Source organism: Spiribacter pallidus (assembly GCF_040838495.1).
Classification (GTDB): domain Bacteria; phylum Pseudomonadota; class Gammaproteobacteria; order Nitrococcales; family Nitrococcaceae; genus Spiribacter; species Spiribacter pallidus.
Genome location: NZ_JBAKFM010000003.1, coordinates 35,610 through 56,748, shown reverse-complemented (window position 1 = coordinate 56,748; position 21,139 = coordinate 35,610). Strand labels below are relative to the sequence as shown.

Annotated in this window: 17 protein-coding genes; 12 read left to right on the top strand and 5 right to left on the bottom strand. The window is 62.6% G+C overall.

Translation table 11 applies throughout. The annotated features are described in order from the left end of the window. The first annotated feature begins 5 nt into the window (after positions 1-5). Genes V6X73_RS06710 through V6X73_RS06685 form a run of 6 tightly spaced genes read left to right on the top strand, consistent with a single transcriptional unit; the run spans position 6 to position 8,152 of the window. Positions 6-1,283, top strand: coding sequence for a rhamnosyltransferase WsaF family glycosyltransferase (locus V6X73_RS06710; RefSeq protein WP_367959278.1), 1,278 nt, complete (start codon positions 6-8; stop codon positions 1,281-1,283). After that, a complete protein-coding gene (locus V6X73_RS06705; RefSeq protein ID WP_367959279.1) occupies positions 1,276-2,907 on the top strand; it encodes an ArnT family glycosyltransferase in 1,632 nt (543 codons plus the stop codon). Before V6X73_RS06710 ends, V6X73_RS06705 begins: the two co-directional genes overlap by 8 nt. Next, on the top strand, positions 2,904-3,551 hold the full coding sequence (locus V6X73_RS06700; RefSeq protein WP_367959280.1) for a hypothetical protein: 648 nt from the start codon (positions 2,904-2,906) through the stop codon (positions 3,549-3,551). The genes V6X73_RS06705 and V6X73_RS06700 overlap by 4 nt, the downstream gene beginning before the upstream one ends. A gap of 3 nt (positions 3,552-3,554) precedes the next feature. Next, the gene (locus tag V6X73_RS06695; protein WP_367959282.1) at positions 3,555-4,526 is read left to right on the top strand and encodes a glycosyltransferase family 2 protein; all 972 of its coding nucleotides are present in this window, start codon (positions 3,555-3,557) and stop codon (positions 4,524-4,526) included. Beyond that, entirely contained in the window at positions 4,486-7,227 is a 2,742-nt protein-coding gene (locus V6X73_RS06690; protein ID WP_367959283.1) for a glycosyltransferase, read from the top strand. The genes V6X73_RS06695 and V6X73_RS06690 overlap by 41 nt, the downstream gene beginning before the upstream one ends. 4 nt (positions 7,228-7,231) lie before the next feature. Then, entirely contained in the window at positions 7,232-8,152 is a 921-nt protein-coding gene (locus V6X73_RS06685) for a glycosyltransferase family 2 protein (RefSeq protein ID WP_367959285.1), read from the top strand. A 15-nt stretch (positions 8,153-8,167) separates the two neighbouring features. Here V6X73_RS06685 and V6X73_RS06680 read toward each other — a convergent pair whose 3' ends face one another. Continuing rightward, a complete protein-coding gene (locus tag V6X73_RS06680; RefSeq protein WP_367959286.1) occupies positions 8,168-9,193 on the bottom strand; it encodes an acyltransferase family protein in 1,026 nt (341 codons plus the stop codon). Positions 9,194-9,203: 10 nt separating this feature from the next. Continuing rightward, positions 9,204-10,922, bottom strand: a complete 1,719-nt coding sequence (locus tag V6X73_RS06675; RefSeq protein WP_367959287.1) for a hypothetical protein — start codon at positions 10,920-10,922, stop codon at positions 9,204-9,206. A 136-nt stretch (positions 10,923-11,058) separates the two neighbouring features. Here V6X73_RS06675 and V6X73_RS06670 point away from each other — a divergent pair, with 136 nt between their 5' ends. From V6X73_RS06670 to V6X73_RS06655, 4 genes are read left to right on the top strand one after another with little or no spacing between them, the layout of a single operon-like run. Continuing rightward, positions 11,059-11,868, top strand: a complete 810-nt coding sequence (locus V6X73_RS06670; RefSeq protein ID WP_367959288.1) for an ABC transporter permease — start codon at positions 11,059-11,061, stop codon at positions 11,866-11,868. Beyond that, positions 11,865-12,626 carry an ABC transporter ATP-binding protein gene (locus V6X73_RS06665; RefSeq protein WP_367959289.1) on the top strand — a complete coding sequence of 254 codons (762 nt, stop codon included), beginning with the start codon at positions 11,865-11,867 and terminating at the stop codon, positions 12,624-12,626. The genes V6X73_RS06670 and V6X73_RS06665 overlap by 4 nt, the downstream gene beginning before the upstream one ends. Then, positions 12,610-13,377: a glycosyltransferase family 2 protein gene (locus tag V6X73_RS06660; RefSeq protein ID WP_367959290.1), complete on the top strand. Its 768-nt coding sequence runs from the start codon at positions 12,610-12,612 to the stop codon at positions 13,375-13,377. Before V6X73_RS06665 ends, V6X73_RS06660 begins: the two co-directional genes overlap by 17 nt. Beyond that, positions 13,374-14,321: a phosphoribosyltransferase family protein gene (locus V6X73_RS06655; protein ID WP_367959291.1), complete on the top strand. Its 948-nt coding sequence runs from the start codon at positions 13,374-13,376 to the stop codon at positions 14,319-14,321. Before V6X73_RS06660 ends, V6X73_RS06655 begins: the two co-directional genes overlap by 4 nt. Here the strand turns inward: V6X73_RS06655 and V6X73_RS06650 are convergent. After that, complete coding sequence (locus tag V6X73_RS06650) at positions 14,302-16,395, bottom strand: glycosyltransferase family 39 protein (protein WP_367959292.1); 2,094 nt, start codon at positions 16,393-16,395, stop codon at positions 14,302-14,304. The two genes, V6X73_RS06655 and V6X73_RS06650, sit on opposite strands and share 20 nt — an antisense overlap. 81 nt (positions 16,396-16,476) lie before the next feature. Between V6X73_RS06650 and V6X73_RS06645 the strand changes: the two genes are divergently transcribed. Together V6X73_RS06645 and V6X73_RS06640 are read left to right on the top strand one after the other, a co-directional pair. After that, a complete protein-coding gene (locus V6X73_RS06645; RefSeq protein ID WP_367959293.1) occupies positions 16,477-17,451 on the top strand; it encodes an NAD-dependent epimerase/dehydratase family protein in 975 nt (324 codons plus the stop codon). Then, positions 17,448-18,491 carry an MraY family glycosyltransferase gene (locus V6X73_RS06640; protein WP_367959295.1) on the top strand — a complete coding sequence of 348 codons (1,044 nt, stop codon included), beginning with the start codon at positions 17,448-17,450 and terminating at the stop codon, positions 18,489-18,491. The genes V6X73_RS06645 and V6X73_RS06640 overlap by 4 nt, the downstream gene beginning before the upstream one ends. Here V6X73_RS06640 and V6X73_RS06635 read toward each other — a convergent pair. Then, positions 18,488-19,813: a protoporphyrinogen/coproporphyrinogen oxidase gene (locus tag V6X73_RS06635; protein ID WP_367959296.1), complete on the bottom strand. Its 1,326-nt coding sequence runs from the start codon at positions 19,811-19,813 to the stop codon at positions 18,488-18,490. The genes V6X73_RS06640 and V6X73_RS06635 overlap by 4 nt on opposite strands. Continuing rightward, a complete protein-coding gene (locus tag V6X73_RS06630) occupies positions 19,810-20,922 on the bottom strand; it encodes a glycosyltransferase (protein ID WP_367959298.1) in 1,113 nt (370 codons plus the stop codon). Before V6X73_RS06630 ends, V6X73_RS06635 begins: the two co-directional genes overlap by 4 nt. Between the last annotated feature and the right edge of the window lie 217 nt (positions 20,923-21,139).

Genomic DNA, 21,139 nt, shown 5'->3' with positions numbered 1-21,139 from the left:
GGGGCATGTTGAAACCGCTGCTGCGCTATCTATTGCTACAGCACTGGCTGCAGCGGTGGTTGCGGGCCATTTATGGCAATCTCTTCGAAGAGATCAGCCGAATCCGGCATGCCCGGCCCGAAGTCGGCGAAATAGATCCTCTACCGGCGGTAAGGAGGGCATCCTCACGGCGCCGTGTGACGCTGCTTCTGCCCGGCCTATCCCGCCGTCATTACTTTGGTGGCATTGCGACCGCCATGGGTTTTCTGGAGGGGTTTCGTGGCCAGGTGGATGATCTGCGCATCGTCGTCACCGATGAGGCGTCGCTGGATGCCGAAGAGCATGCCCGTTTTTCGGACTGGCGCATTGCCGGGCTGGGCGAGGAGGATGCTCCGGGCAATGTCATTATCCCGGCCGGCGGGCGCGAGGCGCCGCTTGCAATGCGGCCGGATGAGTGTGTGATTGCAACGGCCTGGTGGACGGCCCATCTCGCCGCTGAACTGACCACTAAAGCCCCTTTTATTTACCTGATCCAGGATTTCGAGCCCGGGTTTTATCCCTGGTCATCGAGATATGCCCTGGCCGAGCAGACCTATCGCAGCCCGCAGCGCATCGTGCCGGTATGCAACAGCACGCTGCTGCGGGATTTTATGGCCGGTCATGGGTATTTGCCGGCGGATGCGCTTGCGTTTGAGCCGGTGATCAATGAAACCCTGGCGGCCACCATCAAGGCCGATCCCTGCTCGCGGGAGCGCCGAGTGCTGGTCTATGGCCGACCGACGGTGGAGCGTAACGCCTTTGCCGTGGTGGTCGATGTCCTCCGGCGGTTGGTGGCCCACGGCCGATACGACGACTGGGCCTTTATCTCGGTGGGCGAGCCGCATGCGGACATCGATCTCGGCCGTGGCTGCCGGTTGCAGTCGCGGGGTAAGCTCAAGCTGGATGAATACGCCGCTGAGCTCCGGCGAGCCCATGCGGGGCTGTCGCTCATGGTCTCACCGCATCCAAGCTACCCGCCGCTCGAAATGGCGGCCGCCGGGCTGCAGGTCGTAACCAATCGCTATGCCAACAAAGACCCGCAGGCATGGAGCAACCGGGTCAGCGCGCCGGCACCGGGGGACCTCCGCGGCCTGACCGACGCCCTGGCCCGCGCACTTGATGCTTACACGGCCGAACCGGTGGGCATGCCCCATGCCCAGGATCTGCTCGCCTATTATCAGGCCCACACCCCGTCATTCAGTTCGCTGGCCGAAGCCGTCTGGCAGCAATGGCAGGAGAAATCCGGGAGTGTGGCCAGTGACTGACGCCATCAGCGCATCCAACGGTCGCTGGAGCTGGACGGTGGTGATGCTTGCCGTTGTGGTGGCGGCGCTGGCCGTCACCATGGCCGCCCGGGTGACGCCTTTTGGCGACACACCCGATGAATCCGGTCACTATTCTTATGTTCATGACCTTGCCAATGGCGAGATTCTGCCAAGGCTGGGCGAGGCAAAAATGACCGTCGGGCGCTGGGGGTATGACCCGGAGGTCTGGGGGGTCGAGGACCGCAATAACTACATTACCCAGCATCCGCCGCTTTATTACGCCATTGCGGCGCTTCCCTACCGGGTGGTGGACCAGGTGAGCGGTGGTGATCACTATTGGCTCGGCCTTGTGCCGCGCCTGGTCTCGGCACTGTCGCTGGGTCTGTTGGTCCTGGTGCTCTATCGGATTCTGGTAACGGTCGGGCTTGACAGTGCCAGAGCGACCATAGTCGCCGGTGGCGTTGCCTTTATCCCGACAACCCTGCACCTGGCCTCAGGCGCCAATAACGATATATTCCTTTTTCTCGTCTCAGCCCTGGCGACGCTTTTCTTTGCTCGATTCGTCCAGCGAAAGCGTTGGCAGGATGCCTATATCTGTGCCGTGTGGCTTGCCATGGCGGGTGCGACCAAGATGACTGCCTGGGTGCTTATTGCCGTTCTCGGGCCCATGCTGGTTTATGAAATGTCGGCACGCGGCTGGCGCTGGTGGCTGCATGCCTTTGGTCTGGCCGCGGTTTCAGTCTCAACGGCCGGGCTATGGATGCTGCGCAACGCGGTGCTTTTCGGCGAGCCCTTTTACCGCTCCGGGCTCGATGCGGCGTTCGAGGGAGAGCGTCACAGCGCCGGCTTTGCAGAGTTGTTGACCAACTGGCCCGTGATGGAATGGTTCATGGCTCATTTCCATGGATTGATCGGGTTCTCGGGTCAGTGCGTCACCCCGGCGTTGCAGGATATCTGTAGCGGCATCCGTATGACGCAGGTTTTCGGGCTATCGCGGACGGTCTTTGCCATCGTGCTCGCTGCCGCTGTTGGTGTTTTCATGGTTTATCTGCTTGCCGTGGCGCTGAAGCGCTGGGGTAAATATGGAGAGCCCAGCTTCGATGGCACTGAGCGGGATGGCTCGGTGCGCGGGTGGGTTGTCTCGCATGTGGCCCGAAAGGGTCGGTCACGTTGGCTCATTGCGGTTGGTGCCCTGGTTGGAGCGAGCGTCAGTCTGGCGCTTTTTACAGCCAGTCAGTGGCCTGCTTACCGCTTCGGCGACCTGCATACGGCTGTCATGCTTGCCCCACCCATTGCCGCAGCCCTGGCACTCCCCTTACTGGTGATGGGCGGATCGCCGCGAGAGCGGATTGCTTTTTACGGCCCGGTCGCCTTCGCGGTTTTCGGGGTGATTCTCTTTTTGCAGATCCACAAGGGCTTCACCATTCTGGGCTATCCAACCGGCGTGCATGGGCGCTATCTCTATCCGGTCTTCCCGCTTTTGATTGCCGGACTGGGCGTCGCCGTCAGCGGCCTGCGTATTCCGGCGTGGCTTCTCGCCCTTGCTGGCATCGCGATGGTGACGGGTCTTGGTGATGCGCTTATCGCGCATGTCATCCCGTTTTATCTGGAGACGCGACTTTGAGCGGCAAGGCATGGCGGGTGTTTTGGCGCAGTCTGGCGCTGCTGGGGGTCACGGGGCTTGCCTTGCTGATCCTGTCGGCCCGATATGATGAGGTCATTGCCGACTATCGCCTCAAGCCGCTGGACAATAAACCGCATCTGGCGCATCCGAAAAAAACCGATCGGCTCGCCACCGGGGTCTCGGTGACGCAACCGGTGGACTGGTCACGCCTGCAGCCCCATTCCTTGGCGCGTTTCGGCGATCGCCCGCTTTGTCTGTCTTTTTATTTCGCCACTTTCGGGAATGCCGATAATGTGGGTGTCCTGGATGTGGTGATTGACGGCGAGGCACAGACGGCTGAAGCCGAGGTTTTTGTCGATGAGCTTCGGGATAATCGCTTTCATGCGGTTTGTTTTGATGCGCTCAGCCTCGAAGCGATCGCCCGACAGCCGGCTACGGTTACAATCACCGGTCGTGACAGTCCGGCCGAGCAGGCCGTGGCCCTGTGGCAGGATCGTGAAAACGCTGGGGGCGAGCCTTTCATCGTCCATCGCCTGCTGGTGAAGCGCCCTGCGCCTGAGGCGAGGGAGGATGCGTATGCGCTGCTCGCGATTGTCTCGTTTACTATTGCCGTCCTGTTGATGGCGGCCTGGCGGAGGCCCTAGAAGATGAAACTCATCATCCAGATCCCCTGTTATAACGAAGCGGAAACCCTGGCGCAGGCCCTGGCGGAGTTGCCGCGCGAGATACCCGGCATCGATCAGGTCGAGTGGCTGATTATTGACGATGGCAGTAGCGACGAGACCGTGCGGGTCGCGCGGGAAAGTGGGGTCGATCATGTCGTACGGCACCGTCGCAATCAGGGGCTCGCGAGGGCCTTCATGACCGGGGTTCGAGCGGGCCTGGAGCGAGGGGCGGACATCATCGTCAACACCGATGCCGATAATCAGTACAACGCCGATGACATCCCCGCGCTGGTTGAGCCGATCCGCACCGGCGAGGCGGATCTGGCCATCGGCGGTCGACCCATCTCGAACATTGAGCATTTCAGCATGCTGAAAAAATGGCTCCAGCGTCTGGGCAGCTGGGTGGTGCGCGTGGCCAGCCGGACCGATGTCGCTGATGCCCCCAGCGGTTTTCGCGCCATGAGCCGCGAAACGGCGCAGCATCTGATGGTGTTCAGTGACTACACTTATACCCTTGAGACGGTGATCCAGGCGGGGCAGAAAAATCTGGCCATCAAGACCGTACCGGTACGGGTCAACGAGGATCTGCGTCCGTCCCGGTTGATGACGAGCATTCCCTCCTATATCCAGCGCAGTCTGGCGACCATCATCCGCGTCCTGGTGATCTACCGACCGTTCCGTTTCTTCTCCACCCTAGGCGCGGTGATCTTCACCGCGGGTCTTCTTTTGGGTGTGCGCTATCTTTATCTGCGATGGACCGGCCAGGGGCTAGGTAACGTCCAGTCGGTGATCCTCTCCGGATCCTTACTGGTGGTCGGCTTCCAGACCTTCCTCGTGGCTTTCCTCGCCGATCTGCTGGCCGCCAATCGCAAGATGCTCGAAGAGATCCGCACCCATGCGCTGATGCTGCGCTATGACCGAAAAGCTGATCAGCAACGTGACGGAGACCTCTAAGCCGGCGGCAAACCCCTGGCCACGCCGTCTGGGTCTGGCCGTTGTTGTTGTTGGGCTGGCGTATTTCATCACCGCGCTGATGCGGCACAGTCGCGAAATGCCGCCGTTACGAACGGACGGTTTGGCCCTGGGCTCGGCGCTTTTTGCGATTGCGGTCGTACCCTTAACGGTCTCTCTGGTGGGGATCATCTGGCGCGCATTGATGCGCGATCAGGGCGTGCATGTGGGCGTGGGGGCCGCGGTGCGGATTGTTGCCGTTTCCCAGATCGGCAAGTATCTGCCAGGCAATGTGGGTCATTTTCTGGGCCGTGCGGCCCTGGCGAGGGCGGCTGGGCTTCCGCTGGGTCCGGCACTGGGGACAAGCCTGCTTGAGGTTCTCTGGACACTGGCGCTGGGTTTTGGCCTAGCTACCATTACCCTGGTCTGGTTGCTGGATAGGCCGCTGGAGGCTGGGTTTAGCCTGCTGAACAACCCCGGCGTCATCCTGCTGCTGGGTGTCGCCAGTGCCATTCTGCCCTGGCCGGCTATTGCTGCGCTCAATCGCTGGCTGCCGGGTGTTGCTCGCCGTCTGGGCAACAACGCGACAATCGCTCTGCCACGCCCGGTCACAGCGCTTTTCACCGGCACCATGCTGCTTGGCTGTTTCGGTCTGCTCGGCTTGAGTGTGACCGCCCAGCTACGGGCATTGCTGGGTGTGGAGACGGGCGGTTTTCTGGTCTTTACGTTGCTGTTCTCCACGGCCTGGGTTGCTGGTTATGTCGTCCCGGGTGCACCGGGGGGGTTGGGTGTGCGGGAAGGTCTTCTACTGGTGTTGTTCTCGCCGGTGATTGGGCCGGGGCCGGCGGTGGCGCTGGGGATCAGTACGCGTTTGCTCACCACCATCGGGGATGGCGTGGCCTTTGCGATCGGGCTGGCCGGACAGCATCGTCGGCGCTTGAAGCGCTGGCTGACCGGGCAGCCCGGCGGGGACTATGCCGTCTGGTGTCGTCGCCAGGCAGCTCGTACGGTGGTGCAGGCGCGCCATGTGGCTGAGCGTCTGGATGAGGCCCGCACACCGGTGATTTCGGTGTTGCTGCCGGTCTGTGACCCACCCATGCAGTGGCTGGATGCCGCAGTGGCGTCGGTTCGCAATCAGTCCTGGCCGCACTGGCAGCTGTGTATCGCCGACGATGCCTCGAGCGATCCGGCCGTGAGAGCAAGGCTCAGTGCGCTGGCGGCCGAGGATGACCGCATTCGGGTGAGCTGGCGCACGGAGCGCGGCCATATTGTCGCGGCCAGCAATAGTGCCCGGGCCCTCGCTGAGGGGGACTGGGTGGTGCTACTCGATCATGATGACTGTCTTGATGCCGATGCACTGCTATGGCTGGCAGCGGCCATCCAGGACAACCCGGCCTGGCGGCTTGTCTATTCCGACGAGGATCAGATTGATGGGAAAGATCGCCCCCAGGCGCCTTTTTTCAAGCCGGACTGGTCACCTCATCTTGCCGTCAGCCAGGCCTATCTTGGGCACATGGTGGCCCTGGAGCGGGCACTGCTTGAGCAGGTGGGCGGCTTCGATGCCGGGGTGGACGGCGCCCAGGACTATGCCCTGTGGCTGAAGGCGGCGCAGGCGGCCGGCGACGCAGCGGTTGGCCATATCCCGCGGGTGCTCTACCACTGGCGTGTCCATGCTGGCAGCACCGCTCAGGGCGATGGCGCCAAACCCTATGCCGAGGCGGCCGGCCGCAAGGCGGTCGCCGGTTATGTCCGCTCTCGCTATCCGTCCCTAAACGCCACGGTAGAGGCGGGTGAGTATCCGCTCACCTACCGGCTGGCCTTTGCAGCGGATCCGTCGTTCAAGGCCTCGATCATTATTCCGACCCGCGACCAGCTTGCCTATCTGCGGCCGTGCGTCGAGAGCATCCTCGAGAAGACGCGTGATATCGATTTCGAGATCATTATCGTCGACAACGGCTCCAGCGATCCCCAGACCCTCGCCTATCTCGCCGACATCGATGCTGATTCGTCCCCCGTGCGGGTTATTCGCGCGGACATGGCTTTCAACTGGTCGGCGGTCAATAACCTGGGGGCCGAAGCGGCGGATGGCGAGGTGCTCGTTTTTCTCAATAACGACACGGAGGTCCTGAGTCCGGACTGGCTCCTGGCCCTTGCCGGCTACGCGGCACTGCCGGACGTGGGCGTTGCGGGGGGACTGCTCTTCTACCCGGATGGCACCCTGCAGCACAGTGGGGTCGTACTGGGCATGGGAGGCTGGGCGGACCATGTCTTCAAGGGTGCGGCGGCGGCCCATCCCGGGGTGGACAATCCGTTTGTCTCGCCGGTGATCACGCGGAATGTGCTGGCGGTGACCGGTGCGTGCATGGCCGTTCGTCGTAGCGTTTATGATGCCATTGGGGGTCTGGACGAAGCGTTTCTGATCTGCGGCAGTGACGTGGCCTTTGCCCTGGCGGCGCGCAAAGAGGCTGGCCACAACGTCCTTGTCGCTGAAGCGCGGCTTACTCATCACGAGTCGAAGTCGCGCAGCCCGGTGGTGCCGGCGGTGGACTTTGCGCAGTCCCGTCGGGCCTACGCGCCGTATCGCCTCGAGGCCATCGACCCATGTTTCAATCCCAATCTTTCGCTGAAGCAGACCTGGCCGACAGTGAACACTGGTGAGCCGCGGCCCGCGGCTGGTGATGCGCAGGCCACTTCCATTGGCTGAGCCCATGCGCATTGCTGCGGTTGTCGTGGGTTATCGGGTGGATTCGGACGGTCTAGCCGAGCTGATCGACCGTCTCCAGTCCGTCTGCTCGGCCACCATCGTGGTCATCAACAAGGCCGATAAGGCCCAGCGAACAGCGTTGCCCGAGGCCCATCCCGCGGTCGACTGGCTGTTCAATGAAGACAATCGGGGTCTGGCCTTCGCCCAGAACCAGGGATTGGCTCGGGCGCGGAACCACGGTGTGGATGCCGTGCTGTTGCTCGATCAGGACACCCTGCCAACGGCGGAGGGCATTGAGACGCTCGCCGGAGTGCTCGCCCGCCGCTTTAATGATGGTGAGCGGGTGGCGGCCGTGGGGCCTGCCTATCATCAGCCCAATGGCGGTGAATGGCCAGGATTCGTGGTCTACCGGCCGTGGGGGTTCTCCCGTGTCCATCCCCGCGGTGAGCGTGCTGAGGTGGCCGTGGACTTTCTCATCGCCTCCGGATCGCTGATCCCGGTGGCCGCACTGGACGATGTGGGTGACATGGATGAGGGGCTCTTCATCGACCATGTGGATACCGAATGGTGTCTGCGTGCCCGCGCCCGGGGCTGGTCGCTGGTGGGGGTCCCGACGGTGTCGTTCAGCCATTGCCTGGGCGAGCGCCAGCGGCGGGTCTGGCTGGGGCGGTGGCGCTCGGTGGCGGTCTATCCGCCATGGCGCTATTACATGATGATGCGCAACAGCGTCCTGCTCTATCGAAGGGCTGGATTGTCGGGGCTGTGGAAATGGGGGGATGTCTGGCGCAGCCTGGGGCTCCTGGCCTGGGTGGGGCTGGCGGGTCCAAGACGCGAGGCGTCGCTCAGTGCGATGGTCCGGGGGGCTGTGGACGGCTGGCATGGGATGACAGGTGCGCCACCGACCAAGCTTTTGGTCACGGTCTAGGTGCTGGTGTCACGGTCAGCCTTTGCCCCCCAATGTCCAGGGTATCCAGCGCCGCGTGACGACGCTGGCGGCGATTGTCAGCAAGGCTGTGAGGCATAAAACTCCCAGGCCCGGCAGAAATGTCTCGGTCAGCGCGGCCATGTCCAATCCGGTTGCAACGGCCAGGACCACCTGCACCGCCTTAATGATCAACATATGCCAGACAAGGATTTCCAGGCTGTGACGGCCGATGGTGGCAAAGCTCCGGTTCAGTGCAAGCGGCAGCTGAGAGAAAAGTAACACGGTGGCGCTGCCCGCGGTTGCAAAGACCAGATAAAGGACCGGGTTGCCGACAAGCCCATGGCCGAGCTGCATGTGCCCGTTCAAGGGGGCCGCCGCGGTGATCGCAGCCGTTGCCAGCAAGGCGGCGATGCGGGCGCGGCCATCCAGGCGTGAGAGGGGGTTGGTCTGTCGCAGTGTCATCCCGGCGGCCATGAAAGGCAGTGCCAGCATGGCGGGCGCCATGCTCCAGGGCAGGGTCCAGCGTGGACCAATCCACAGGCCAAGCAAAAAGATCGCGCCAATCGCGAGCACGCGGAACACCGGCCGGTGGAGCCCTGCATGGATGAGACGGATCATGACAAAGGCCGAGAAAAGCCCGGTTAAAAACCAGATTGGGCTGTTGGCCAGCCTCCCGTCGCCCAGAGAGCCGTAAGCGAGCCCGAGAAGCGGCTGCAGAAGGCCGTAGCTGAAGCCTTGCAGCCGCAGGCCGGCCGTTTCAGCGAGAAGATAACCCGCGGCATAGACGCAATACCCCAGCAAGCCGAAACAAAGATAAGGAATGAGCAGCGTCCGGGCCTTGCGGGCCAGTGCCCCGGTTGTCGATTCCCGGTCAGGATTGAAAGTGAGCCCGGCCAGGAGGAAGAAAAGCGGGACATGGAAGCCGTAGATGATTTGGTAGGCCAGGCTCGGCTTGGTCATCGACCAGACATGGCCGATGACGATCAGTGCGATGCCAATGCCTTTCGCGGCATCGATCCACTGAACTCGGCCCACCGTCATGCCCCGGGGCTCAGAACGCCATGCTGAAGTTGATGTCGAACTGCTCGGTGTCGGCATCGTTGCGCTCGACCCGGGCATAGCCCATCTCCATTGACGTGGTGTCGCTCAGATCCAGGCGGGCGCCCAATCCGGCACGGCGTTCATTGAGATCCCCCAGCGCCACTCGCTCCACCTGGCTGACACCGGGGAGGGCCGTTTCCTCGAATGTGAAATCCACATGGGGGTTGCCCAGTCGCTCGCGCATCCCCACCGAGCCGGTGATGTTGAGCAGGCCCAGGCGGCCGAGATCGAAGGCCGGGGTGTAGGCCTCGACGCCCAGCCCCGCCAGCCATTGGCCATAGCCGCCGGTCGTGACGGTGCTGCGTGAGGTGTAGAGCGTTTCGTAGCTGGCGTCATCCATCGCCTGCTGCTGATGGCCGATCGACCCCCAGGGTGCGATAGTGAATCCCCCCATCGGCATGAAGGCCTGCAGGCGCTGGCGCATGGCGTAGGTGCGGCTGCTCACATCTCGTGAGATCTGGCGCGCGATGAGATCGTCCTGTCCGCGCCCGGTGTGACTGTGGCTCATCAGGTTGAACTGGGTGGTGCTCTGGAGCATGCCCTTCTCCAGCGCCATGTAAGCGGCCATGCCATCGCTCGCGAGATCCCGCTGACGGGTGATGCCGTCATCCGCCAGGCGCTGACGCTCAACGCTGTCACTGACCAGGGCCATGCCCAGCCGCAGCCCGCGGTCGGCACCGGCGGCATAGTCAAGCAGCAGCCCCCGGTCATCGCCGGCATCCCCCAGCGGCATCAGCGACAGTCCCCGCCGCTCCAGTGGGTTCGCGCCGCTGTCTTTAAAGCGCATGAAGACCACACCGCTGTCGATGTCCGAGGCCAGGCGCTGGCTGGCGCTCGCCCCGGCACTCAGGCTGTTGGCCCAGTCCCAGCCGCGTGTGAGGTAGTGGTTGAACGTGCGGGCGATGATCGTGGCGCCACGGGCGCCGAAATGCAGGTCATCCGAGTAGAGGTAGTCCACCGATGCCCGACTGCGACTGGCGTCGGTGACGTTAACGAACCCGAACCGCGCCGGGTCGGCATAAACGCGGTTGAGCGCGGTGTAGAGGTCGACCGCCACCATGCTGGATGAGCGGTTGGCGACGCCAGCCACAAAGGCATTCCAGCTCTGTACCTCGGGCGCGACGGCCGGGTTCACGCCGGGGTTGCGGCTCCAGTCGTGGATCTGGGTGAGAAAAAGCCGCTGGCCGGCGGCGGTGACGCCGGCATTGAGCAGACGGTTGACTCCCAGTTCATAGCCGGCCCGGGCAATACCCAGGCCATCGACGCTGCCCCCGCGGCCAATGTCGTTATAGCCGAAATAGGCCACGGTCAGGTCCCGGGGGCCGACCGGCGAGCCGGAGGCCAGGAACCGATCCACCTGCACGTTGAACGAGTTCCGCAGTCCTACGGCGGCCTGAGCACCGCCGACGGCGTAAGGCTCCACCGCCTGCACCCGACCCAGCGAGGCCAGGTAATCGCTCCAGGGCAGACCGTAGGACCCCGGTGTGGAATAGCTGTCGCCGAAGGTGCGCATGGTCGCCACCTGCACACCCCCGGTCTCCACCACGTAAGGGTTGGGGACGCTGGCCACATCCGATCCACTGCTGGTACAGCCTGCCAGCGTGAGCCCTGCCAGCAGTGAGATGATTCCCTTCCTGCGTTCCGGCAGATCCTTTAGTGCCTGGTGCATCCCGTCATCTCCCTTATGCCCGACGCGAGGCTCCTTTAATGAGCGGTATCATACCTTTGGCAGAGTGATCATTTCACGTGTCGTTTGAGCGTGCTGTATATTATGCGCACATCCAGCGCAGGCATTTCTTACGTCCATGACCCATTCCTATCGTGCCGCCGCGGCCCAGGGGCTCGCCGATGTCGGGGCAGCGCTGCGCCACGGGCATATCACCCTTACCCTGGGCTGGCAGGAGATCGCCACCCGCTATCGGCGCTCAAAAATCGGACCCTTCTGGCTGACGATCAACCGAGGCGTGCTGATTGCCGCACTCAGCCTGGTGTTCGGCAGTCTCTTCGGACTCGATCGAGAGACCTTCATTCCCTACCTGGCGATTGGACTGATCCTCTGGGGCTACATCTCCGCGACCCTGGGCGAGGGTTGCACCGCCTTCATCGATGCCGGCGAGACGATCCTGCAGGTGCGGATGCCGCTGGCGACGCATATTGCCACGGTGGTCTACCGCAACATCCTGATCCTGGCGCACAACCTGATCATCATCCCAGTGGTTTTTCTGGTGTTCTTGCGTCCGGTAGGCCCCGAGGCGCTCCTGGCCTTGCCCGGTCTTGTGTTGTTGACGCTCAATCTGACCTGGGCGGTGCTGATTCTGGCAATCATCTGCGCGCGCTTTCGGGATGTGACCGAGATTATCGCCAATATCCTGCAGGTGACCTTTTACCTCACGCCGATTCTCTGGACGGTGGAGCTGCTCGAGCGCCGTGTGGATGTAGCGTTGATCAACCTCAACCCCTTCTACCACTGGATCACCATTATCCGCGCGCCGTTGATGGGTGAGGCCACACAGGCGCTGAACTGGTTGATCCCGGCCGGCATGGCCGCGCTGGGCTGGCTTGTCGCCATCTTGTTTTTCGGTCAATACCGCAACCGCATCGCCTACTGGTTATGAGCAGCAAACAACACGAAAAGGCCGCAATCAGCCTGCGGGATGTCTGTGTCGATTTTCCGGTTTTCAACGCCGCGACGCTGTCCCTTAAAAACCGCATGCTGCAGAGCATGACCGGCGGTAGCATCAACCGCGGCGCCCATGGTCACGTCACCGTCCGCGGCCTTGAGGGGATTACCCTGGATATCCGCGCCGGCGATCGGCTGGGGCTTGTGGGGCACAATGGCTCGGGCAAGAGCACCCTGCTGCGGGTGCTCTCCGGCATTTATCATCCCACGGGGGGAACCGCCGAGATCCACGGCGAGTGCGTGTCGCTGATCAACATCAGTCTTGGCATCGACCCTGAAGCCACCGGACGGGAGAACATACGCTTGCGCACCGCCATGATGGGCCTGCCACCGGCGGAGTCACGGGCGCGGATGGAGGGGGTCATCGATTTCTCGGGGCTCGGTGATTTCATTGATATGCCTTTTCGGACCTACTCATCCGGCATGCAGCTGCGACTGGCCTTTGCGGTCTCCACCGCGATCCAGCCCCAGGTCCTGGTGATGGACGAGTGGCTGTCCACCGGTGATGAGGATTTCCGGCATCGGGCCGAGGCCCGCATGCGCTCGCTGGTGGACAACACCGAGATCTTGGTGCTGGCCAGTCATACCCGTTCATTGCTGGAGGCCACCTGTAATCGGGTCATCTGGCTTGAGCATGGGCGTATTCGCGCCAGCGGCCCGACCCAGGACGTTCTCGATGACTATTTCGGCTGAGGCGCCACTCAAAGTATCGGTCATCTCCCATGACCAGGGCGCCTGGCTCGAGGGGCTCGTGGCAGATCTGGATGCACTGGCCACGCCCCTCGCGCTGACCATCACCCTCAACGTCCCTGAGGCATTGCCGGGCTCCATCGCTTCACGCACCGACATCCGGTGGCGGCACAATGACCGGCCGCAGGGATTTGGTGCCAACCACAACCGCGCCTTCGAGCAGGGGGGCGGTGAATGGTTTGCGGTGCTCAATCCGGACCTGCGGCTGCCATCAGATCCTTTCCCGGCCCTGCAAGAGGCCGTCGATGCCGCCGAGGTAGGGGTGGTTGCACCGCGCATGCTCGCGCCAGATGGCGCGTTCGACGATAACGCCCGCTTCTTCCCGTCGCCAATGGATCTGGTGCGCAAGGCCTTCGGACGTCATGAAGGCCGCGTCCCGATCTCCGGCGACGCTCCCCAGGCGGCAGGCTGGCTGGGTGGGATGTTCCTGTTCTTCCCCCGGGCGGTGTTCGCCAGGCTGGGCGGATTCGACGAGGGCTTTCATCTCTACTACGAAGATGTCGATCTCTGTGCCCGGCTATGGAAACGGGGCTACCGGGTCGAGGTTGTCCCTGGTGCGACCGCGGTTCACCACGCCCAGCGTGCCAGCCGCCGTGACCTGCGCTACATGGGGTGGCATCTGCGCAGCATTGCCCGCTATTTTTACAAGCACTTCGGGCGCCTGCCTGAAAAGCCGGGATCTCAAGCCGCATGAAATTCGTCACGTTCGCCCACCTCAACCAGACCATCGGAGCCAATCTGCACAGGCTGCCCGAGGATATGGACCTGGTGGTCGGTGTGCCGCGCAGTGGCCTGATGGCAGCCGTGCTTATCGCCCTTCAGAAGAATCTTCCGGTGACTGATCTGGAGGGGCTGGCCGAAGACCGGCTAAAGCCTGCCGGCACCACGCGGCCCCGTGCCAGCTGGATTGAGTCGGTCTCGAAAGCCCGTCATGTGCTGATCGTGGATGACAGCATCAGCACCGGCGAGGCAATGGATCGGGCCCGCGCGCATGTCGAGTCCCTGGGTCTGAATGCCCGGGTCACCTATCTGGCTTTATTTGCCCTACCCAGCAACTTTTTCTCGGTGGATCTCTATTTTGAGATCATCAATCATCCACGGCTCTTTGAGTGGAACTACATGCATCACTGGGCGCTCGCCCATGCCTGTGTGGATATCGATGGTGTGCTCTGCGAGGATCCGGGACGGCGGGAGAATGATGATGGGCCTCGCTACCGGCAGTTTCTCGAACAGGCCGCACCGAGGCTTCTGCCAACGAAGCCGGTCGGCACGGTTGTGACCTCACGGCTTGGCAAATACCGGGCGTTGACTGAAGACTGGCTGGCCCGGCATGGCGTCGAGTATGGAGAGTTGGTGATGCTTGAGGGCGTCACGGCCCGCGAACGCCGCTGGGGTGGCGGCCATGCAAGATTCAAGGCAGAGGTTTATGCCAGCACGCCGCATGCGCTTTTTATTGAAAGCAGTTATGCCCAGGCTGTGGAGATCTGCCAGCTAACCGAGCGCCCGGTATTCAGTGTCGAGCACAGCAAATTGATCGAACCCGAGGGCATTGCGCCACATCTGCGCACACTGGCCCGGGACTGGCGGATCACGACCCGGCAAGTGGCGCGCAAGCTGCTCAGCCGGCTGCAGCGCTGATTCGCTGGGCACCCCGGGCCAATACCTGCAATCCGTACCAGCCGACAACCACCAGGGCGATCATCATCAGCGGATGGGTCGGGGCCATGTAACGCGGGATGCTGTGGGTGAGCATGGCATAGGCGGCGATGGTTCCGCCGGCCATCAGCGTCCAGCCCACCAGCTCGCCCCGTCGGGCGAGCAGTCCGGTTAGGAAAAGCCCGATTAGCGCTGCGCCGCCGGTGAGGTTGAGCATGTTCTGAATGAATGTCTGGCGCTGCACGGAGAGCGCTGGCAAGTCTGCATCCGGCAATCCCCAGTAGCCCCGCCAGAGGCAGGGAATGCTCATGACCAGATGCCGGCCCGGGTTGCTGAGAATACTGTCGATGGCATCCCGCTGCATGCCCGCGCCGGCGGCGAGGCGGGGCCGTGGGTGGCCGTCATCACGGTGCTGCTGGATGCGGCGGTTGTATTCAGCCCCCACCCGGCGGTGAAAGCTGATGGCATCTTCGGGGCGGCCGGCGGCCTGGGCGCGCAGGTCGGCACCGGCAAAACTCGAGGCTCCCCGGTTCAACCGCTGCCAGCGCCCGCCGCGCTCAAAGTCATTGCCAATGGGTCCCAGTTGCGTCCCGGCCACTATGGTTTTGTAGAGCTGCGGGCCATAGAGGTAGAAAACACCCGGGATTTCTTCGTTGCGCATCTGATTGAGAACGCTGCGGCCATAGAGGATCAATCCGCCGCGGTCGGTGACACTGCTCTCGTCGAGCAGCATCATGTTCCGTGTCATCCAGGGTGTGATGACGAGCGCGGTGCCCAGTGCCATGACCAGACCGGCACCGATGACGCCCAGGGATGTCTGCGGTTTTGGCCGGAGCACCAGCACAAACAGCGGGATGGCCACCAATGCGACGTACAACATGATGCCCTTGGTCAGTGCCATCAGCCCCATCAGAACGCCTGCCGTCAGCGCCCACCTCCAGTTCCTTGTGGTGGCCAGGCCGTGCAGTGCAATGCCTGACCAGAGCATGAGCGTGCCGGCCTGGAGTTCGGTGTAGAAGGTATCGATGCGCTCGGGAAATCCGAAAAAGTACAGCCAGCTCAGCAATAGCGCGGAGAGACTGGCGTAAACGCTGCCGGTCAGTCGCTGCACCAGCCAGGCGCAGCCGATGAGCCCCAGCGCAATCCAGATAAGGTTGCTGCGCTTTAAATCAATGCTGTGCTCGCCACGGGATAGAGATTGGGCGGTGACAGCCTCGCGCTCCGGCATGGTGGCTTGTAGCCAGATGGCGGCGGCCATGGCAGGTAGCGGTTCACGCCAATTACTGGGTGGCGGTGGGCTGCCGGAGGCGTGGGAGAAGACGCCATGTTTCCAGAGGTTGTAGGTGGTGACCGCATTCTGCGCCCCATCGCCATAGATGGGCTTGTCGGTGATGAGCGGCCAGGACTGGAGCGTCAGCAGCAGAATGGCGCCTGCCAGCATGATAATGCCCGGGCGAGGGCGTCGTCGCGCTGGTATGAGCGGCCGAATAGCAAGGCCGAGCGCGGTGAGCAGCAAACCGCCGGCGCCGCCGGCGATCAGCAGGCGGTAGGTGACGGAGGCCGGCCGCTCGATGGCTGTCGTGGGGAGGTCGATGATGAGTTGCGGGTCGGCTCCGGTGCTGAGCGTCTGCAACGCCTTATCATCGATGCCATTGATCTGAAGGTCATGGTGGCGGCGCAGAGAGGCGAGCAGCGCATCGCCCTGGGCCTCCCAGGTCCTCCAGGGGGTCTCGACGCGCACCTCGGCAATGTCGACATGCTTTCCCGGCGCCTGCGCCGGATCCACTCGGATGGCCGTGAGTGGGCGGACCCCATGCAGGCTGTGGCGCAGGGTGGTGGGTTCGTCATCTGGCAGTCGCCAGGCCTCGGTGCGGGTCTGGTGAAATCCCTGCTCACCCAGGTTGTAGAATAACTCCGCGGGCGTTCCCGGTCCGGTCAGGGTCATCGAAACGGTTGCCGGGTGGTTGAACGCCAGCCCGGCAGCAGCAACCGCTACGCCCATGAGCGACCCGACCGCAAGGGTCAGGAAAACCTTCAATCGTCGTTGCTCGGGCATGCAATCCTTCGCCTCACGACGAGACGCCTCCGTTTGCGAGCGCTATCATGATCCATTCAGCTAATCGTATCAGGGGCTTGAATGGGAATCTGCATTGGCGTGACAGGTGCCAGCGGGCTGGTCGGCCAGGGCCTTTGCCAGGCGCTGATGGCACAGGGCCGTCCTGTCCGCGCGCTTACCCGGCAGCGCCTGGGTGAACGGCCGGATGAAGTCGTCGTCGGCGATATCAACGCGGATACCCATTGGCGCACGGCGTTGAGTGGTGTGGATGTGGTGGTTCACTGCGCCGCTCGGGTGCATGTCATGGATCGCGCAGCGCAGTCCGACCAGGCTGCTTTTCGCGAGGTCAATACCCATGGCACCGCAAGACTGGCCGAGGAAGCCGCAGCCGCCGGCGTGGGCCGATTGATTTTTCTCTCCAGTATCAAAGTCAATGGCGAGCGTGCGTCGCCCCAGGCGCCTTTCCGAGCGGAAGATCCACCCCGTCCGGCGGATGCTTATGCCCGCTCTAAGGCCGAAGCGGAGTCCCGCCTCTGGGCGATCGCCGAGAAAACCGGGCTGGAGGTGGTGGTCATTCGACCGCCGCTGGTCCACGGGCCTGGTGTGGGGGGCAACATGGCCACGCTGCTCGCTGCGGTACGCCGGGGTTTGCCGCTGCCATTTGGCGCCTGCGATAATCGGCGCTCTCTTATTGGTCTCGATAACCTCATCAATGGCATCTGCTATTGCATCGACACCCCGGCGGCTGCTGGGCATGTCTGGCTGATGCGCGATGCACGGATGCCGTCGACGCCGGACCTTGTCCGGTATCTGGCTGCCTCATTGGGGCGATCGCCCAGGCTGCTGCGTGTCCCGCTGCCGGTGTTGCAGGCTGCCGCGGCTGTCACGGGGCAGTCACAGCGCCTGCTTCGGCTGACGGAGTCACTTTGCATGGATGCCGCCGACACCCAGGCGGCACTCGGGTGGCAGCCACCGCTCTCGCTGGAGGAGGGGTTGCGGCGCATGGTCCGCGCGGCAGTCTGCGATGGGACAAATCCGGGACAATATCGTCCATGAGCCGTGCTGACGCCGGTATTGCGCTCATCTGGCTGGCCCCTGCGCTATGGATTGCCGTTGGCCTGGCCGCCGTTTTCACCGGTGCTTTGCGGGGCTATGCGCTGCGTCACTCGATGCTGGATATTCCCAATGCGCGCAGTTCCCACAGCGTGCCTACGCCGCGCGGGGGCGGGCTGGCCATTGTGGCCGTCACCTTCCTTGGCCTGCCCTTGATGGCCCTGACGGGCTGGATCAGTCCTGCGCAGTTCTTGATGTTTGTCGGTGCCGCTGGGCTGGTCGCTGCCGTTGGCTGGCTGGATGATCGAATGGGTGTTGCGCCGGTCTGGCGGATCGGGGTTCATGGGCTCGCCGCTGCTTGGGCGCTGCTGTGGCTGGGCGGTCTGCCGCCGCTTGCTTTAGCGGGTGACACCCATGACCTCGGTTGGTTGGGGGATGGCCTCGCGTGGATCTACCTTTTGTGGATGATCAACCTTTTCAACTTCATGGATGGCATCAACGGCATCGCCGGCATGCAGGCGCTGAGCGTTGCCGGGGGGCTTGCGTTGATCTCGCTTGTCCTCGGGCCGCACCCGGCCGTTGTGGCTGTCGGGGGGCTCATTGCGGCGGCCAGCCTCGGCTTTCTGCCCTGGAACTTTCCGGCCGGGCGCATCTTCATGGGGGACGCGGGCAGCGGGTTTCTCGGTCTCTGTCTCGGGCTCCTCACCCTGCTTGCCGGCCACATACAGCCCTTGTTGCTGTGGGCGGGTATCGGCCTTGCGTCGGTTTTCTGGGTGGATGCCACCCTTACGCTGATAATGCGTCTTTTGCGGGGCGAACGTGTCCATGAGGCGCATCGCAGCCATGCCTATCAGCACGCGGCCGCAAGGCTGGGCCACACCCGGGTGACGCTGGCGGTGTTTTGTTTCAACCTTGGCGTACTCTGGCCGACGGCGTTTGCGATAGGCAGCGGCGCGGTTGCGCCAATGGGGCTGCCACTGGTGGTGCCTGTAGCGCTCGTCGGCCTGGCGGCCTGGCTTGGTAGTGGGCGGGATGCGGCCTAAGTGACGGGCTCTATCGCGGCGATCTCTTCGGCGGCGCGTTTACCGCTCATCATACTGTGGTCCATGTTGTAGTACTCCCAGTCGCCAAACCGGCCACAGGGGTGAATACCCTGACTGAGCAGCCACTGGTGGATCGTCTTCACGTTCTCGTGATAGTCCAGATCGTATATGACATAGGCCGGATCGATTGGCAGGACGTCTGCTGCGAGCACCTCGTCATCGTGGCGCATGATCCCCGCTCTGCAGAGTCCGTCGATGACTGCCTGGATGAGTTGGTCGTGATCATGAATGCGCCGCGGGCGATGGTCCGAACTTGCCACCTCGCAGCAGACTGAGCTTGTCCCCGGGGGGCAGGTAGCCGGCGAGAAGTTCTGAGGAAAGCTGATCCGGTGGAAGATGAAGTCATCCTCATAGAAGTAGAGCCAGTGATGGGGGCTCATGTCCGGGCGATTGATCCCGATGTTCACGCAGTCGATGCGGTTGAACTGCAGGCCATCAATGGCGCGACGGACCGGCTCGGGCACACTGGGCATCAGTTGAGGCAGCGCAGTCAGCGGCAGCGTGTAGATGAGATACTCGTAGTGAATGCTGCGCCCATCCGAGAAGCTCACGGTTTGCGTGATCGGGTCAATGCCAGTCACTACCTGCTCGAGACGCAAATCCTCGACCCTCGCGGCAAGGGCTTTGGGGAGTGCTTCGATGCCGCCATCCTTTGGATACCAGAATTCCTTGGTCGCTCCCGACTGACTGCTCTCATCATGCAGTGCCCCCCGCAGTACGGTCTCGATGTCGGGTTCGGGCACCCGGCGGTCAATCCAGTCAAAGTTCATGTGTCGCGGATCAATGGTCCAGACCCGCTCGGAGTAGGGGATCATCAGATGCTCGGCGATACCGCGGCCAAAGCGCCAGTAAATCCACTCCCGATAATTCGTCGGCTGAGGGCGATCGGGGTCGCGCATGACCTCCATCAGCCCGGCCAGACAGTCCACGATGACATCCACCGGCAAGCCGTGGAGATGCGACTGGAAGGGGAACCGAGAGTAGAGGTCATACTTGAGGTGATAGAGATAGGCCTTGCGTGCCTGCACGTTGAGGTTATCCCCCAGAAGCTCCCGAACCAGGTCTGCTGCGTATTCGGTCTCCGGGAAAAGAATGTGGGGCGCATAATCAAAGACAAAGCCGTTGGTCTGCTCCGAACAGGCCAGCCCGCCGGGCCGACTCGCCTTCTCAAAGACCGTCGCCTCGCCTTTGCTGTGATAGGCGGCAGAGAGGCCGGCAAGTCCCCCGCCAAGTATGGCTGTCTCGATGTTTTCCTGACTCAATTCTCCGTCCTTTCTCTGGGTGAGACGTCATGCGCTGTCATGGCTTCGGCCAGTATCTCTTCGAGGCCTGCCCCGAGCTGTTCCGTGGTTGAGTGGCTGAGAAACGTCTGGTACCCCGCCGAGGCAAGATGGTCTCTCAGCTGTGGCCGATCGCCAAGTTCAATAATGGCGTCGGCAAGCGCCTGTGCGTCTGCCGGTGGGACAAGGCGGGCGTTCTCGCCATCCTCCAGCAGTTCCTGGACTGGTCCGGTCATCCGGGTAATCAGGGGTCTGCGCATCCCTAATGCCTCGATGACTTTGTTGGTAATGACAAGTTCCGCTCTCGGGTTGTCACCAAAGATGCCCAGGCAGATATCGGCGCGCGCCATAAGATCGGCCAGTTCGGCGTAGGGTACCGGATCGATGAAACGAATGTTGTCCGCACCCAGCGACACAGCCAGTGCACGATCCGCGTCGTAGGTGATGCCGCGCCCGACAATCTGAAACATCACCGGTCGGTCCTTGAGCCGCGCGGCGGCGCGGATAATGGTGGATACACCGTGGAAAGGCGTGAACTCGCCGTGAAAATGAACGATCAGCGGCTGATCGGGCGTGGGCGTCGAGGCGCTCTCCTCCGGCTGGTCCTGCCGCGGATGGATGACGCCATCGTCGACGGCCAGAAAAAGCCGCCTCATCCGTTCGGTCTCGACATTGAAGAGACGACCAAAATGATCGATGACCGTTTGACTGTCGAGGATACTGATATCTGCCAGCTGATAGGCGATCCGATCCGGAAGTCCGTAGAACCAGGCCTTGATGGTTCCGGCACGGGCTTTGCCGCGATCGAGCACCATGGTGTCGTAGGTGGTGACATAGGTGTCAAACACAATGGGTTTGCGCGTGACCGCGCGGACAAGCGGGACGAGGAACTGACCGTAGAAGCCGATCAGGACCACGTCGCAGTCACTGGCCCGCCGCAGCGCCTGCCAGGCCAGCCGTGGGTAGTGACGAAAGCGCCTATCCGGCGGCAAGCAAGTCACCACGTCATGGCCTCGCTTTTCAAGTGCGGAGATGATGATGCGCGTGCGGGAGTAGGCCTCTTCCCGGCCCGCGACGTAGAGCACTTTCATAGAGAACCCACTGATACCGATTAAGCTATATTATACCAGTCCAGCCTAGACGGCGTCTTGTTTTTCGCTTGAGAAGTGCTTTTCCGCTCAGGATCTATGTTCCTTATGCGGTAGGGTCGGGTTTGGATGGGATTGTTGGAAGGAATGGCCTGCGGTATTTTGACGGTTCTGATATTAATTCTAAACTTTTCTTTCATCTTCCCTTCCAGCAGTAGTT